The 14,034-nt window shown below is 53.5% G+C and carries 14 protein-coding genes and 1 tRNA gene; 9 read left to right on the top strand and 6 right to left on the bottom strand.

Annotated features, from left to right (window positions below):
- Positions 1-10: 10 nt before the first annotated feature.
- On the bottom strand, positions 11-1,243 hold the full coding sequence (pgtC, locus tag OGX75_RS09210) for a phosphoglycerate transport regulator PgtC (RefSeq protein ID WP_172962719.1): 1,233 nt from the start codon (positions 1,241-1,243) through the stop codon (positions 11-13).
- Positions 1,244-1,637: 394 nt separating this feature from the next.
- Between pgtC and pgtP the strand changes: the two genes are divergently transcribed.
- On the top strand, positions 1,638-3,029 hold the full coding sequence (pgtP, locus tag OGX75_RS09205) for a phosphoglycerate transporter PgtP (protein WP_024130464.1): 1,392 nt from the start codon (positions 1,638-1,640) through the stop codon (positions 3,027-3,029).
- Positions 3,030-3,164: 135 nt separating this feature from the next.
- On the opposite strand, the gene OGX75_RS09200 is transcribed toward pgtP, so the two are convergent.
- Positions 3,165-3,252, bottom strand: a tRNA-Ser gene (locus OGX75_RS09200).
- 370 nt (positions 3,253-3,622) lie between these two features.
- Between OGX75_RS09200 and yccA the strand changes: the two genes are divergently transcribed.
- Both yccA and tusE read left to right on the top strand, forming a co-directional pair.
- On the top strand, positions 3,623-4,282 hold the full coding sequence (yccA, locus tag OGX75_RS09195) for an FtsH protease modulator YccA (RefSeq protein WP_012132952.1): 660 nt from the start codon (positions 3,623-3,625) through the stop codon (positions 4,280-4,282).
- Positions 4,283-4,372: 90 nt separating this feature from the next.
- Positions 4,373-4,702 (top strand): sulfurtransferase TusE, encoded by a 330-nt coding sequence (tusE, locus tag OGX75_RS09190; protein ID WP_012132953.1) that lies wholly within the window; start codon positions 4,373-4,375, stop codon positions 4,700-4,702.
- Here the strand turns inward: tusE and yccX are convergent.
- Complete coding sequence (gene yccX, locus OGX75_RS09185; protein WP_012132954.1) at positions 4,699-4,980, bottom strand: acylphosphatase; 282 nt, start codon at positions 4,978-4,980, stop codon at positions 4,699-4,701. The two genes, tusE and yccX, sit on opposite strands and share 4 nt — an antisense overlap.
- A 94-nt stretch (positions 4,981-5,074) precedes the next feature.
- Between yccX and rlmI the strand changes: the two genes are divergently transcribed.
- Entirely contained in the window at positions 5,075-6,265 is a 1,191-nt protein-coding gene (gene rlmI / locus OGX75_RS09180) for a 23S rRNA (cytosine(1962)-C(5))-methyltransferase RlmI (protein WP_198448285.1), read from the top strand.
- Positions 6,266-6,322: 57 nt separating this feature from the next.
- The gene (hspQ, locus tag OGX75_RS09175; protein ID WP_012132956.1) at positions 6,323-6,640 is read left to right on the top strand and encodes a heat shock protein HspQ; all 318 of its coding nucleotides are present in this window, start codon (positions 6,323-6,325) and stop codon (positions 6,638-6,640) included.
- Between the two features lie 63 nt (positions 6,641-6,703).
- Here the strand turns inward: hspQ and OGX75_RS09170 are convergent, their stop codons facing one another.
- Positions 6,704-7,117, bottom strand: coding sequence for a CoA-binding protein (locus tag OGX75_RS09170; protein WP_049008447.1), 414 nt, complete (start codon positions 7,115-7,117; stop codon positions 6,704-6,706).
- Between the two features lie 173 nt (positions 7,118-7,290).
- Here OGX75_RS09170 and OGX75_RS09165 point away from each other — a divergent pair, with 173 nt between their 5' ends.
- Positions 7,291-7,953, top strand: coding sequence for a DUF2057 family protein (locus OGX75_RS09165; protein WP_012132958.1), 663 nt, complete (start codon positions 7,291-7,293; stop codon positions 7,951-7,953).
- A gap of 115 nt (positions 7,954-8,068) precedes the next feature.
- Positions 8,069-8,527, top strand: a complete 459-nt coding sequence (gene mgsA, locus OGX75_RS09160) for a methylglyoxal synthase (protein WP_012132960.1) — start codon at positions 8,069-8,071, stop codon at positions 8,525-8,527.
- A gap of 31 nt (positions 8,528-8,558) precedes the next feature.
- Here the strand turns inward: mgsA and helD are convergent, their stop codons facing one another.
- Positions 8,559-10,613, bottom strand: a complete 2,055-nt coding sequence (gene helD / locus OGX75_RS09155; protein WP_286451639.1) for a DNA helicase IV — start codon at positions 10,611-10,613, stop codon at positions 8,559-8,561.
- Between the two features lie 123 nt (positions 10,614-10,736).
- On the opposite strand from helD, the gene OGX75_RS09150 reads away from it, so the two are divergent.
- Positions 10,737-11,183, top strand: a complete 447-nt coding sequence (locus tag OGX75_RS09150; protein ID WP_012132963.1) for a YccF domain-containing protein — start codon at positions 10,737-10,739, stop codon at positions 11,181-11,183.
- Between the two features lie 18 nt (positions 11,184-11,201).
- A complete protein-coding gene (gene yccS, locus OGX75_RS09145; protein ID WP_024130467.1) occupies positions 11,202-13,349 on the top strand; it encodes a YccS family putative transporter in 2,148 nt (715 codons plus the stop codon).
- On the opposite strand, the gene OGX75_RS09140 is transcribed toward yccS, so the two are convergent.
- Positions 13,318-13,941, bottom strand: coding sequence for a TfoX/Sxy family DNA transformation protein (locus OGX75_RS09140; RefSeq protein WP_071258272.1), 624 nt, complete (start codon positions 13,939-13,941; stop codon positions 13,318-13,320). The two genes, yccS and OGX75_RS09140, sit on opposite strands and share 32 nt — an antisense overlap.
- Positions 13,942-14,034: the final 93 nt, after the last annotated feature.

The raw sequence follows: 14,034 nt of genomic DNA, 5'->3' as shown, positions 1-14,034 counted from the left end.
GACCCGCCCTTCATTTCAGTTCTTCCAGTTTATTGATAGCCTGACGCTGGTTGTTGAGAAACCAGATCTGCCACTCCATCATTTGCTGTTCCGCAAAGCTCTTATTGTCGAACTGCGCCAGCCAGGCTTCATCTTCACTGCTTGCCGGATCGACCGGCACACGGGTTAGCAGCGCGCGTATTTCAGGCAACGGGCGCTTAAGGCGGGCTTCCGCGCTGTGCAGCGCTCGCCAGGCATCTTTCAACTGGGCGAGACGAAAGCTGATTGCCGTATCAAACATACGCTGAACCAGACGCTGACGTTTCAGGATCAGCCGATAATTTAACGGCGGTTGATTCATCAGCACCGCCTGTTGCGCTGCCCGTGGGTTTCCTGCCGCCAGCGGCGTAACCGGATATTTCCCCGTATTGGCATCAGCGAGGATCCGCTGCCCTTCCGGGCTTAGCAGATAGCGAATAAAACGCCGCGCTTCGCTGGCATGCTGGCTGTTTTTGAGTACCGCAACATAGGTAGGCGAAACGGCCGACTGCGGAAAGTAGGTAAAGGCCAGATGAGGATCGTTCAGCAACAGATTGGCATAGTTATCAATCACCGGGCCGGCCACGCCCAGCCCGCTTTTTATTTTATCCGCCACGCCAAAGCTGCGTGATGAAATCGTCACGAGGTTTCCCGCACTCGCCAACAACGTTTCCCATCCCTGCGCCCAGCCTTTTTGTTGCAACAGCGCCTCCACCATCAGGTGGTTGGTATCCGAGCGCGATGGGCTGCTCATCAGCAGCGCCCCCTGATATCTGGGGTCGGTCAGGTCGTCCCAGTCCGTTGGCGAAGGCAGATGCCGTGCAGTCAGCGCCGAGCGATTAATCAGCAAACCGAATCCCGATATAGCTACGGCAACGGAGGTTGAACGGATCGATTCCGGCACCAGATGTTGACTGACTGACGGCGCACCGTTGAACGGCGCTAGTTTTTGATGTTCCTGAAGATGCTGAAGCAACATCGGCGACGAGGTCAGAATCAGATCAACGTTTTCTGCATTTGCCGTATCAAGCAACTGTTCCAGCGAGGCGCTGGTGCGATTGAGCGTGCGAATCATCACCGACCCCGGCTCCGTCTGCCAGCGCTGGATAATCCACGCGGTGGCGCTGGGGGAAAATGTTGTCGCCATCACCAGTTCATTGCTTTGCGCCGCACAGGGTCTGAACAACGCGGTCAGCAGCAGCAACGCGAACGTTTTGCTAACCATCCCGCCCCGACGAAGAAACATGTTTGTGATCCCGTTCATAAATATTGAGATATCGAAAAAATAGCGTTGAGACAAAACTTACCCGTTTATGACGATTAGCGGATGAATAACCACTATCGTAAAAATATTCGTGCTGGCATCCGAAAATACCAGTAAAGATTACCAGATAATGAATGTGGAATTTGTTAATATCCGCACAAGCCAGACATAAAATCAGCGTCTGATTAATTACGCCGCATTTCACTCATTCAAAACGTGTCAAAAATAACCTTTCAATTCATCATTTTGAGTCAATTTTGACACATTTCATCGACTTGAGTTTCATGGCCGCTTATTTCACTCTTCATGCCGAATACTCCTGATGTTCATACCAATATAAAATACAGGTGACGACATGTTATCAATATTTAAAACAGGGCCATCGGCGAATAAAGTTCCTGCTGAGAAAATTCAGGCAACTTATGGTCGATACCGTATGCAGGCGCTGCTTAGCGTATTTCTGGGCTATCTGGCGTACTATATTGTGCGCAATAACTTCACATTATCCACGCCTTACCTGAAAGAACAGTTAGACCTGAGCGCCACGCAGATCGGTTTGCTCAGCAGTTGTATGCTCATTGCGTACGGAATCAGCAAAGGCGTCATGAGCAGCCTTGCAGATAAAGCCAGCCCGAAAGTCTTTATGGCCTGCGGCCTGGTGCTGTGCGCTATCGTAAACGTCGGATTGGGGTTCAGTACCGCATTCTGGATCTTCGCTGCGCTGGTTGTCCTGAACGGCCTGTTTCAGGGGATGGGCGTCGGCCCCTCTTTTATCACTATCGCTAACTGGTTCCCGCGTCGGGAGCGTGGACGTGTGGGGGCGTTCTGGAACATTTCGCATAACGTTGGCGGCGGGATTGTCGCCCCGATCGTAGGTGCCGCGTTTGCAATCCTCGGCAGTGAACACTGGCAGAGCGCCAGCTACATTGTTCCGGCCTGCGTGGCGGTGGTTTTCGCCCTGATTGTACTGCTGCTTGGTAAAGGCTCGCCGCGTGAGGAGGGCCTGCCTGCGCTGGAAGAGATGATGCCGGAAGAGAAAGTGGTGCTGAAGACCAGACACGCCGTAAAAGCGCCGGAGAACATGAGCGCATTCCAGATCTTCTGCACGTACGTGCTGCGTAACAAAAACGCCTGGTATGTCTCCCTTGTGGACGTGTTCGTCTATATGGTGCGCTTCGGCATGATCAGCTGGTTGCCTATCTACCTGCTGACGGTGAAACATTTTTCCAAGGAACAGATGAGCGTCGCCTTCCTGTTTTTTGAATGGGCGGCCATTCCTTCTACCCTGCTGGCCGGCTGGCTCTCCGACAAATTGTTCAAAGGGCGTCGGATGCCGTTAGCCATGATCTGTATGGCGCTGATCTTCGTCTGCCTGATCGGTTACTGGAAAAGTGAATCTCTGCTGATGGTGACGGTTTTCGCGGCGATTGTTGGCTGTCTGATTTACGTCCCGCAGTTTCTGGCCTCCGTCCAGACGATGGAAATTGTTCCCAGCTTTGCCGTAGGTTCAGCCGTTGGCTTACGCGGATTTATGAGCTACATCTTTGGCGCCTCGTTAGGCACCAGCCTGTTTGGCGTGATGGTGGATAAAATGGGCTGGCACGGCGGTTTCTATCTGCTGATGGGCGGGATCGTCTGCTGCATTCTGTTCTGCTATCTCTCTCATCGCGGCGCGCTGGAACTTGAGCAACAGCGTAAGAACACTCAGCAGGAAGACGCCTCTTTAACACTGGCCGACGCACAATAATCGCCCACACCAGGGAAAAGAAAACCCCGGATAGCTTTTGTTATCCGGGGTTCGGCATGATCTGAAAGAAGCGGGATACGATATTCTTTGATACAAAAACAAAGGGGCTACCTTTCGGTAACCCCTTGTTTAATCTGGCGGAAGCGCAGAGATTCGAACTCTGGAACCCTTTCGGGTCGCCGGTTTTCAAGACCGGTGCCTTCAACCGCTCGGCCACACTTCCTGAATGAGGCGCACTATAAACATCCCAATGCGCCGTGTAAAGCCCGAATGTGTTCGTTTGCCTGAAAAACAGGCAAAAAGCTGTTAATAGCCTGAAATAACAGCAGATTGACCATTTATTCAGCATAAAAAAGAGGCCCGGCGGCAAATGTTCCGTTGCGCCTCTTTTATTATGTGCTCATCATCAACCTTTACTGCCGCCTCTTCTCCCCCGTCACGTTTTATGTCGGGTAGGTTTCGCGACAACGCCTGAAATAACATGCTTAACCTGTTAGAGATCAAATGCGTAAAGATGGGTAAAACCGCTGTGTGATTATCAGCGGTTTTATTATCCTCTTTCGCTAACTACATCTGTCATAAGAGAGTGACTCATGGATCGTATTATTACTTCTTCACGCGACCGCACATCGCTACTCAGCACCCATAAAGTGCTGCGCAATACCTATTTCCTGCTGAGCCTGACGCTGGCGTTCTCTGCGATCACCGCCACCGCCAGTACGGTGCTGATGCTGCCGTCTCCGGGTCTCATTTTGACGCTGGTAGGCATGTACGGTCTGATGTTCCTGACCTATAAAACGGCGAATAAACCCACCGGTATCCTGTCGGCGTTCGCCTTTACCGGCTTCCTGGGCTACATTCTTGGCCCGATTCTCAACGCCTACCTCTCAGCGGGTATGGGCGATGTTATCGGCATGGCGCTGGGCGGTACGGCACTGGTCTTCTTCTGCTGCTCCGCTTATGTCCTGACAACGCGTAAAGATATGTCCTTCCTGGGCGGTATGCTAATGGCGGGTATCGTTGTGGTGCTGATTGGCATGGTTGCGAATATCTTCCTGCAACTGCCTGCGCTGCATCTGGCCATCAGCGCGGTGTTTATCCTGATCTCTTCCGGGGCAATCCTGTTCGAGACCAGCAACATCATCCGTGGCGGTGAGACGAACTACATTCGCGCAACGGTCAGCCTGTATGTCTCGCTGTACAATATCTTCGTCAGTCTGCTGAGCATTCTGGGCTTCGCCAGCCGCGATTAAGATATAAGAACGCATTAACCAGGCCCCGCTTATGCGGGGCTTTGTTTTTTGGTAAACTGGCGCCAGTTTGACTAACGCTGTGAAGAATTTATGTTGATCTTTGAAGGCAAAGAAATCAGTACGGATAGCGAAGGCTATTTAAAAGAGACGGCGGAATGGAGCGAGCCTCTGGCAGTCGCGATTGCTGAAAAGGAAGGTATTACCCTCTCTCCTGAACACTGGGAAGTGGTGCGTTTTGTGCGTGATTTCTACCTGGAGTTTAATACGTCTCCGGCCATCCGCATGCTGGTGAAAGCAATGGCGAATAAGTTTGGCGAAGAAAAAGGCAACAGCCGCTACCTGTATCGCCTGTTTCCGAAAGGCCCGGCAAAGCAGGCAACGAAGATTGCTGGCCTGCCTAAACCGGTAAAATGTATTTAATAGCGGATACGGAAACCTGTTAACTCCTCGCCAGGGCGATGTGGCTCACTCAGAACCCTGTCTACCCTGGCGCTACGCGGCCCGCCATCCTTCAGCCACTTCATCAGTTTGTCCACCTGTTCACTTTCGCCACAGGCCACCACCTCCACGCTTCCATCATCCAGATTGCGCGCATAGCCCGTCAGCCCCAGGCGCTGCGCTTCATGCTGCGTGGTATAGCGAAAACCAACGCCCTGAACTCGACCGTGTACCCAGGCGATTATGCAAACTTTCGACATTGTTGTGCTCCTTATCATCGCGGGGCGCGTTGCAAATCCTCGCAAAACTCAGGACAATGGCGCCCATTTCTTTGATTCGACAGAATAGCAAATTATGAGTGTACGTTTAGTGTTAGCCAAAGGGCGCGAAAAATCTTTACTTCGTCGCCATCCGTGGGTCTTTTCCGGTGCCGTAGCCCGAATGGAAGGTAAAGCCAGCCTCGGTGAAACCATCGATATTGTTGACCATCAGGGTAAATGGTTAGCGCGCGGCGCCTATTCTCCCACCTCGCAAATTCGTGCACGCGTCTGGACATTCGATCAGGCGGAATCCATCGACATTGCGTTCTTCACTCGTCGTCTGCACCAGGCGCAACAGTGGCGCGACTGGCTGGCGAAAAAAGACGGGCTGGACAGCTACCGTCTGATAGCCGGTGAATCCGATGGCTTGCCGGGCATCACTATCGACCGCTTCGGTAACTTCCTGGTTCTGCAACTATTGAGCGCAGGCGCGGAATATCAACGCGCCGCGCTGATCAGCGCATTGCAAACGCAGTATCCCGAATGTGCGATCTACGACCGCAGCGACGTCGCCGTGCGTAAAAAAGAGGGGATGGAACTCACCCAAGGGCCTGTCACTGGCGAACTGCCGCCTGCCCTGCTGCCCATTGAAGAGCATGGCATGAAGCTGCTGGTGGATATTCAGGGGGGTCATAAGACAGGCTATTACCTCGATCAGCGTGACAGCCGCCTGGCGACGCGTCGCTATGTGGAAAACCAGCGCGTGCTGAACTGCTTCTCCTATACCGGCGGATTTGCCGTGTCGGCACTGATGGGTGGTTGCCGTCAGGTGGTGAGCGTTGATACATCGCAGGAAGCGCTGGATATCGCGAAGCAAAACGTTGAGCTGAACAAACTGGATCTGAGCAAAGCCGAGTTTGTGCGTGACGATGTGTTCAAACTGCTGCGCACCTATCGCGATCGTGGAGAGAAATTCGACGTCATCGTGATGGACCCACCGAAGTTCGTCGAAAATAAAAGCCAGCTGATGGGGGCCTGTCGCGGCTATAAAGATATCAACATGCTGGCTATCCAGTTGTTGAATCCGGGCGGCGTGCTGTTGACGTTCTCCTGTTCCGGCCTGATGACCACAGATTTATTTCAGAAAATCATTGCAGATGCCGCAATAGATGCCGGTCGTGATGTACAATTTATAGAGCAGTTCCGTCAGGCTGCCGATCATCCGGTGATCGCTACCTACCCGGAAGGGCTGTATCTGAAAGGGTTTGCCTGTCGCGTCATGTAACTTGAAAAGTGGAATGTTACCCTCATATTGAGAGTATCTATTTCCCGGGAGGTGACTATGATTGCCAGCAAATTCGGTATCGGCCAGCAGGTCCGCCATTCCCTGTTAGGTTACCTCGGAGTGGTCGTGGATATCGACCCGGAATATTCGCTTGATGAACCGTCACCTGATGAGCTGGCGGTTAACGACGAACTTCGCGCCGCTCCCTGGTATCACGTGGTGATGGAAGATGATGAAGGCCAGCCTGTACATACCTATCTGGCTGAAGCCCAGTTAAGCAGTGAAACGCAAGATGAGCATCCCGAGCAACCCTCGATGGATGAACTGGCGCGCACTATTCGCAAACAGCTGCAAGCGCCGCGTCTGCGCAACTGATTCAACGTAAAATGCCCGATAGCGCGACGACGCTTATCGGGCTTACACGCTATGTCTGAGCCCTTATTTCGCCAGCCCTAAACGCGGAATCTCTATTGCCGGACAGCGATCCATCACGACTTTCAATCCCGCATTTCGCGCCAGCACGGCGGCCTGCTCATTAATTACGCCCAGTTGCATCCATAAGGTCCTCGCGCCAATGGCGATAGCTTCCTGCGCGACGCCCCATGCGGCTTCTGAATTACGGAAGACATCAACCATATCGACCCTTTCCGGTATGTCCGTCAGCTTCGCATAGCCTTTCTGCCCCAACAACGTGGTTCCGGCCACCTTCGGCGAGACAGGAATAACGTGGTAGCCCTGGTCGAGTAAATATTTCATCACACGGTAACTTGGGCGCTCGGGCTTATCACTTGCCCCCACCAGCGCGATGGTACGCGTGGACGTCAAAATGCCAGCGATATCGGTCTCTTTCATCATCTTTCTCCAGGCTGTTTTGCAAAGTGTACGACAAACCTGACATTGCAACCATTCATCCCATACGGACGTATGAGAGCAAAAGCTAAAAATATGTCTATATGTTAGTAAACATGATTAGCGAAAAATTTTGATACATTATTAACCGGGCGGTTTTTGGACAGGAGAACCCTATGAAAACCGGCATTATAACCATGTTATTCGTTCTGTATTTGCCGGTAACCGCCTTTGCCACGACCCTTCGTCTTTCAAATGACATTGACCTTTTAGTGTTAGACGGCAAAAAAGTCTCCAGTTCATTGCTGCGCGGCGCGGACAGCATCGAACTGGACAATGGCCCGCATCAGCTTGTGTTTCGCGTTGAGAAAACCATTCGCCTGTCCAGCCACGAGGAACGACTCTACATTTCTCCCCCGCTGGTGATCAGCTTTAACACGCAACTCATCAGCCAGGTCAATTTTCATCTTCCGCATCTGGAAACCGAACGAGAAGCCGCGCATTTTTCCACCACGCCGCGTCTGGAACTGCTGGACGGCGACGCAATGCCGATTCCGGTCAAACTGGATATTCTGGCAATCACCTCGACCGCCAAAATCATTGATTACGAAACCGAAACCGAGCGCTACAACAAAGCCGATAAACGCGCCTCCTTGCCGCAGTTCGCCACGATGATGGCCGATGACAGCACGCTGCTTTCCGGGATCTCTGAGCTGGACGCCGTTCCGCCGCAGTCTCAGGCACTCACGGAGCAGCGACTCAAATACTGGTTCAAACAAGCCGATCCGCAAACGCGTAATAACTTCCTGCAATGGGCGGAAAAACAACCGCCCTCCTGACATTTTATGTCGACGCTGGCGAGTATGACGAGTCGGCGCGCATTTTTTTCGTCTTTCTCTTGCAGCGTCAAGCGCTTCCAGTACTCTGTAGCAAGGTTAACTACGGAATTGAACTATGGAACTGACGACTCGCACCTTGCCTGCGCGCAAACACATTGCTCTGGTGGCGCACGACCACTGCAAACAGATGTTAATGAGCTGGGTGGAACGCCACCAGCCGCTGCTGGAAAAGCACGAGCTTTATGCCACAGGCACAACCGGAAACTTAATTCAACGCGCCACGGGTATGAACGTTAACGCGATGCTGAGCGGCCCGATGGGCGGCGATCAGCAGGTCGGCGCCCTGATCTCTGAAGGGAAGATTGATGTGCTGATTTTCTTCTGGGACCCGCTCAATGCCGTTCCGCACGATCCAGATGTGAAGGCGCTCCTGCGTCTGGCTACGGTGTGGAACATTCCGGTCGCCACCAACGCGTCTACGGCTGACTTTATTGTCCAGTCTCCCCATTTTAACGATGCCGTGGATATCCTGATCCCGGATTATCAACGTTACCTGGCTGAACGCCTGAAATAACGCTCCCACAGGCGGCACAAGCCGCCTGCTTTTAAGGCTTCCTCGCCACCGGCACGTCCAGATGCTTAAGATCGTCCACAAAGCGCGACGGGTTCTCTTTGTTAAATAACAGCCAGACCCGATGCCGGGCGCGCGTCAGCGCCACATACAGCAGTCGCCGCTCTTCCGCATCCGGGAAATCCTCCACCTGCGGCAGTAATGCTTCTTCCATAATCGACTCGCGCGCAGGCGCCGGGAAACCATCACTGCCTTCCTGTAACCCGACAATAATCACATAGTCAGCCTGCTGACCCTTACTGGCATGGATGGTCATAAAATCCAGTTGCAGCTTAGGCCAGCGGGTCGCCGCTTTTTCAAGACTGGCTGGCTTCAGATGGTGGTAGCGCGCCAGCACCAGAATGCGCTCATCCTCTTTCGCATATCCTGAAAGCTTATCCAGCAAGGCATCCAGCTGGTTTTCATCCAGTAACGTTACCGCTTTCTTATCGCCCGCCGTCAGACTGTTAAGCGGCTTTTTGAGCTGATGCGGATTTTGTTGGATAAAACGATTGGCAATTTCGCCAATGCGCCCGTTAAAACGGTAGGTTGTATCGAGGTCACAGCGATCGCCCTCGCCAAAAGTGTGATGAAACGCGGTCGTTAAAGAGAGCTGCGCCCCGCTGAAACGGTAAATCGCCTGCCAGTCATCGCCAACGGCAAACAGCGTGGTATGCGAATTTTGTTTGCGCAGCGCCGCCAGCAATGCCGCACGCTGCGGGGAGATATCCTGAAATTCGTCCACCAGAATATGTTTCCAGGGACTGATAAAACGCCCCTTTTCCAGGATAACGATCGCCTGGTGGATAAGCCCGGAGAAATCGACGGCGTTTTCCTCTTTCAGCGCGCCTTTCCACGCTTTCAGCAACGGCGCCATCAATTTGATGCGCTTACTGAACAGATCGCGAATCTCTTCAGGCGCGCTGGTGATCATCTCAGCCTGAGCGCCGCCATGCATTCGCATCAGGCTCACCCAACGGTCCAGCCGGGAGGCCAGACGGCGCTGTAGCTTTTCATCATCCCAGAAATTGCCCTCAGGCAGCGGCCATTGCATTTCCTCTTCCAGCCACTGCCGCCACCCTTTCGCCTGCGCTTTTTTCTCGCTGCACTGCTGACGCCAGGTCTTGATGAACAGTTTATGTCGCGCGGCAGCGTCGTTTTCCAGTTTGCTGATGGTCGGGACTTTCTTACTCCCCTGCTGAATGATATGCAGCGCCAGGGCGTGGAACGTACGGGCGGCGATCGCGTCCGTATGCAATCTTTCACGAATGCGTTCGTCCATCTCTTCTGCGGCCTTGCGGCCAAAGGCCAGCAGCAGAATTTGCTCAGCCGCCGCTTCCCCCCTGGCTAACAGCCAGCCTGCGCGCGCGACCAGCACAGACGTCTTACCGCTCCCGGCTCCCGCAAGCACCAGCAAAGAATGTTCACCATTGACCACTGCTCTGGCCTGCGCCAGATTCAGCGGCGAGGACTCAATGTTCTGGAAGAAGTCAGCATATTCCGTCAGCATCACCTCGGTATAGGCCTGGTTATGCTGCTGGCGGCATCCCTCGATATCGTTCAACCATGCCAGACAGCTACGCCAGGCATCGCGGCAGTTCTCGAACTCCTCCAGGCGATTAACCGGCAGCGGTAACGCAGCAAAAGCGCGGCGAATGTGTTGCTGTAATCCTGACGTTTGCTCGCGCGTTAACCACCGTTTTTCTCCGGTTCGCTCGGCAATAAGATCCCGTTGTTCCTGTAAAACCCGGGCCGCCACCTCGCTCATCTCCTGGCTCCAGCGCTGCCAGTGCGCATCCAGGTAGTGATGAAAACGCTGCGTCTCTGCCCATTCAGTACCGTGTAGACGCACCACTTTGTCATCCGGGAGGACAAACTCAAGCTCCCCCCACACCAGTCCCCGTTTACAATGAATAGCCAGTAACTGATTGAATGGAATAAGATACTCGTGGCGATCGCCCGAGACTTTAATACCGGCATTGAGAATAACGGCCCGATCGTACGGGTGTTGCGCCAGACGTTTTCCAAGAGAAGTTGCTTTCAGTTCCATGACTCAGCGAATCCAGACGAAGAGTATTTCTTGTCAGTGTAACCGCCAGAGAAAACGTGCTCCAGCCCAAAAAAACGTTACAATTGCCTGCAATCACAGAAAACCAGAGTTAGCCGAGGGTTTATGCGTACTGTTCTGAATATTTTAAATTTTGTATTGGGTGGTTTTGCCACCACTCTGGCCTGGCTGCTGGCCACACTCGTCAGCATCGTGCTCATTTTCACATTACCGTTAACCCGCTCATGCTGGGAGATTACAAAACTTTCGCTGCTTCCCTACGGCAATGAGGCCGTTCATGTTGACGAGCTGAACCCGGCAGGGAAAAGCACGCTGTTGAATACCGGCGGTACGGTACTCAACGTTTTCTGGCTGATCGTCTTTGGCTGGTGGCTCTGCCTGATGCACATCGCCTCCGGCATTGCGCAATGCATTACGATCATCGGCATTCCCGTCGGCATCGCGAATTTTAAAATCGCCGCCATTGCGCTCTGGCCGGTAGGACGTCGCGTGGTTTCCGTAGAGACAGCTCGCGCGGCACGTGAAGCCAGTGCGCGTCGCCGCTTTGAGTAATCAGGACTGATGGCCTTTATGTTAAGTCCCTTGCTCAAACGCTATACCTGGAACAGCACCTGGCTGTATTACGTTCGCATTTTTATCGCGCTGTGCGGCACAACGGCCCTGCCCTGGTGGCTGGGCGATGTCAAACTCACCATACCGTTAACGCTCGGTATGGTCGCCGCCGCCCTGACCGATCTGGATGACCGTCTCACCGGGCGTCTGCGCAATTTAATCATCACATTAATCTGTTTTTTTATCGCCTCCGCTTCCGTGGAACTGCTCTTTCCCTGGCCGTGGCTGTTCGCGATTGGATTAACGCTCTCTACCAGCGGATTTATTCTGCTCGGCGGTTTAGGGCAGCGTTACGCCACCATTGCTTTCGGGGCGCTGCTTATCGCTATTTACACGATGCTGGGCACCTCGCTTTACGACCAGTGGTATCAACAGCCCATTCTGCTCCTTGCTGGCGCCGTATGGTACAACCTGCTGACGCTGACCGGGCATCTGCTCTTCCCGATTCGCCCCCTACAGGATAATCTGGCGCGCAGCTACGAACAGCTGGCACGCTACCTGGAGTTGAAGTCGCGCTTGTTTGACCCGGATATCGAGGATGAAAGCCAGGCGCCGCTGTATGATTTAGCGCTGGCCAACGGACAACTGATGGCGACGCTGAATCAGACGAAAGTCTCTCTTCTTACCCGCTTACGCGGCGACCGGGGGCAACGGGGAACCCGTCGCACGCTGCACTACTATTTTGTTGCGCAGGATATTCACGAGCGTGCAAGCTCATCGCATATTCAGTATCAGACGTTGCGCGATCATTTCCGCCACAGCGACGTGATGTTCCGTTTCCAGCGCCTGATGTCGATGCAGGGGCAAGCCTGTATGCAGCTCTCACGCTGTATATTACTGCGTACGCCTTATCAGCATGATCCACACTTTGAGCGCGCGTTTACCCATATTGATGCGGCGCTCGAACGTATGCGCGCCGCTGGAGCATCTGCTGACTTACTCAAAACACTGGGCTTTTTGTTGTCCAATCTGCGGGCGATTGATGCGCAACTGGCGACGATTGAATCCGAGCAGGCGCAGGCAATGCCGCGCAGCGAATCAGAAAACCTGCTTGCCGACGACAGTCCTCATGGGTTCAGCGATATCTGGCTACGCCTGAGCCGTAACTTCACTCCCGATTCAGCGCTATTTCGCCACGCGGTGCGTATGTCGCTGGTGCTCTGCGTCGGTTACGCGCTGATCCAGATTACCGGCATGACTCACGGTTACTGGATCCTGCTCACCAGCCTGTTCGTCTGCCAGCCTAACTATAACGCCACGCGGCACCGGCTGGCGCTGAGGGTCATCGGGACGCTGGTCGGCGTCGCCATTGGTATACCAATCTTGTGGTTTGTCCCCTCGCTTGAAGGCCAGTTGATACTGCTGGTCATCACCGGCGTACTGTTTTTTGCTTTTCGAAACGTACAGTATGCCCATGCGACGATGTTCATCACCCTGCTGGTGCTACTCTGTTTTAACCTGCTGGGTGAAGGCTTCGAAGTTGCCTTGCCGCGCGTGATCGATACGCTGATCGGCTGTGCGATCGCGTGGGCCGCCGTCAGCTTTATCTGGCCCGACTGGCGCTTTCGTAACCTGCCGTGTGTCCTGCAACGGGCCACGGATGCGAACTGCCGCTACCTGGACGCGATCCTTGAGCAGTATCATCAGGGGCGGGATAACCGGCTGGCCTACCGCATTGCCCGCCGTGACGCCCACAACCGTGATGCCGAGCTGGCCTCGGTGGTGTCGAATATGTCCAGCGAACCCGACGTCACTGCCGAAACTCGTGAGGCGGCGTTCCGGTTACTCTGCCTCAATCATACCTTTACCAGCTATATCTCTGCTCTGGGCGCGCATCGCGAACAGCTCACCAACCCGGATGTCCTGGCGCTGCTGGATGATGCAGTGTGTTATGTCGATGATGCGCTTCACCATCAACCCGCCGATGAACAGCGCGTTCACCAGGAGCTGGCAAGCCTGAAAGAGCGGATTCAGCACCTGGAGCCAAAACCAGACAGTAAAGAACCCCTGGTGGTGCAACAAGTCGGCCTGCTCATTGCATTACTGCCTGAGATTGGTCGTTTACAGCGGCAAATCACGCCGTCGCCTTCTGGTGCTCCGGCGTAAGCGACTGCGCCCACTCAGCAAGCTCCTGGCGGCGTACCGCCGGGAGCGCCGCTTCATGTACGCCAGCAATCGCCCCTTCTAACGCATAGAGAGTTTTCACCGTCAGCAGCTTATTGCTCTCTCTTAGCCGCAGCCAACACATTTTTGCGCCGAGTATCCGCAATGTGTTTTCATCATTAATTCCGGCCTCATGCAGAAGGTTCTCCAGATGAAACGTCACGTTTGGCAGATTCTTCAATCGACGTTGTGAAAAACGGGTACGTTTTTCTTTTATGGCAGCATCCAGCGAATACTGCGATAAAAGCACCAGCTGTTGTTGATCGCGCCATAAGCTTTCATCCACCCGGTAATAATTCAACATAACGGGACGGCCACGTTTCATAAATGTTAACCAGACGGGGGAATGCTTCACGCAATACGCGACGCTTTGCTCACAGGCGCGCAGGTATAGCTCTCCCTCAGCCACCATCGCAAACACCGTATCCTCGATTGTCAGGCTGTAGCTACCAAACAGCGAACGATAGTGAACCGTGCCCAGAGAGGCTAAATATTCTTGTGATTTATAGATCTTGTCATAGGAACGTAATTTCATAAAATCCCTTTTAAATCATAAAGTAAAAGAATGATTTGCAGTAACAGATCCGTTAATGACGAAAATAGGCAACTTATTCTCAGTGAGCAAGAT

Origin of the sequence: Citrobacter sp. CK199, from assembly GCF_030333285.1 — a bacterium.
GTDB classification, from domain to species: domain Bacteria; phylum Pseudomonadota; class Gammaproteobacteria; order Enterobacterales; family Enterobacteriaceae; genus Citrobacter_B; species Citrobacter_B koseri.
Note: the sequence above shows the minus strand (reverse complement) of the source record. Positions and strands in the feature narration are given on the sequence as shown.

What these genes read in the sequence shown, in the direction of transcription:
- pgtC (WP_172962719.1), bottom strand. Translation starts at nt 1,243, where the DNA reads ATGGTTAGCAAAACGTTCGCGTTGCTGCTGCTGACCGCGTTGTTCAGA.
- pgtP (WP_024130464.1), top strand. Translation starts at nt 1,638, where the DNA reads ATGTTATCAATATTTAAAACAGGGCCATCGGCGAATAAAGTTCCTGCT.
- yccA (WP_012132952.1), top strand. Translation starts at nt 3,623, where the DNA reads ATGGATCGTATTATTACTTCTTCACGCGACCGCACATCGCTACTCAGC.
- tusE (WP_012132953.1), top strand. Translation starts at nt 4,373, where the DNA reads ATGTTGATCTTTGAAGGCAAAGAAATCAGTACGGATAGCGAAGGCTAT.
- yccX (WP_012132954.1), bottom strand. Translation starts at nt 4,980, where the DNA reads ATGTCGAAAGTTTGCATAATCGCCTGGGTACACGGTCGAGTTCAGGGC.
- rlmI (WP_198448285.1), top strand. Translation starts at nt 5,075, where the DNA reads ATGAGTGTACGTTTAGTGTTAGCCAAAGGGCGCGAAAAATCTTTACTT.
- hspQ (WP_012132956.1), top strand. Translation starts at nt 6,323, where the DNA reads ATGATTGCCAGCAAATTCGGTATCGGCCAGCAGGTCCGCCATTCCCTG.
- OGX75_RS09170 (WP_049008447.1), bottom strand. Translation starts at nt 7,117, where the DNA reads ATGAAAGAGACCGATATCGCTGGCATTTTGACGTCCACGCGTACCATC.
- OGX75_RS09165 (WP_012132958.1), top strand. Translation starts at nt 7,291, where the DNA reads ATGAAAACCGGCATTATAACCATGTTATTCGTTCTGTATTTGCCGGTA.
- mgsA (WP_012132960.1), top strand. Translation starts at nt 8,069, where the DNA reads ATGGAACTGACGACTCGCACCTTGCCTGCGCGCAAACACATTGCTCTG.
- helD (WP_286451639.1), bottom strand. Translation starts at nt 10,613, where the DNA reads ATGGAACTGAAAGCAACTTCTCTTGGAAAACGTCTGGCGCAACACCCG.
- OGX75_RS09150 (WP_012132963.1), top strand. Translation starts at nt 10,737, where the DNA reads ATGCGTACTGTTCTGAATATTTTAAATTTTGTATTGGGTGGTTTTGCC.
- yccS (WP_024130467.1), top strand. Translation starts at nt 11,202, where the DNA reads ATGTTAAGTCCCTTGCTCAAACGCTATACCTGGAACAGCACCTGGCTG.
- OGX75_RS09140 (WP_071258272.1), bottom strand. Translation starts at nt 13,941, where the DNA reads ATGAAATTACGTTCCTATGACAAGATCTATAAATCACAAGAATATTTA.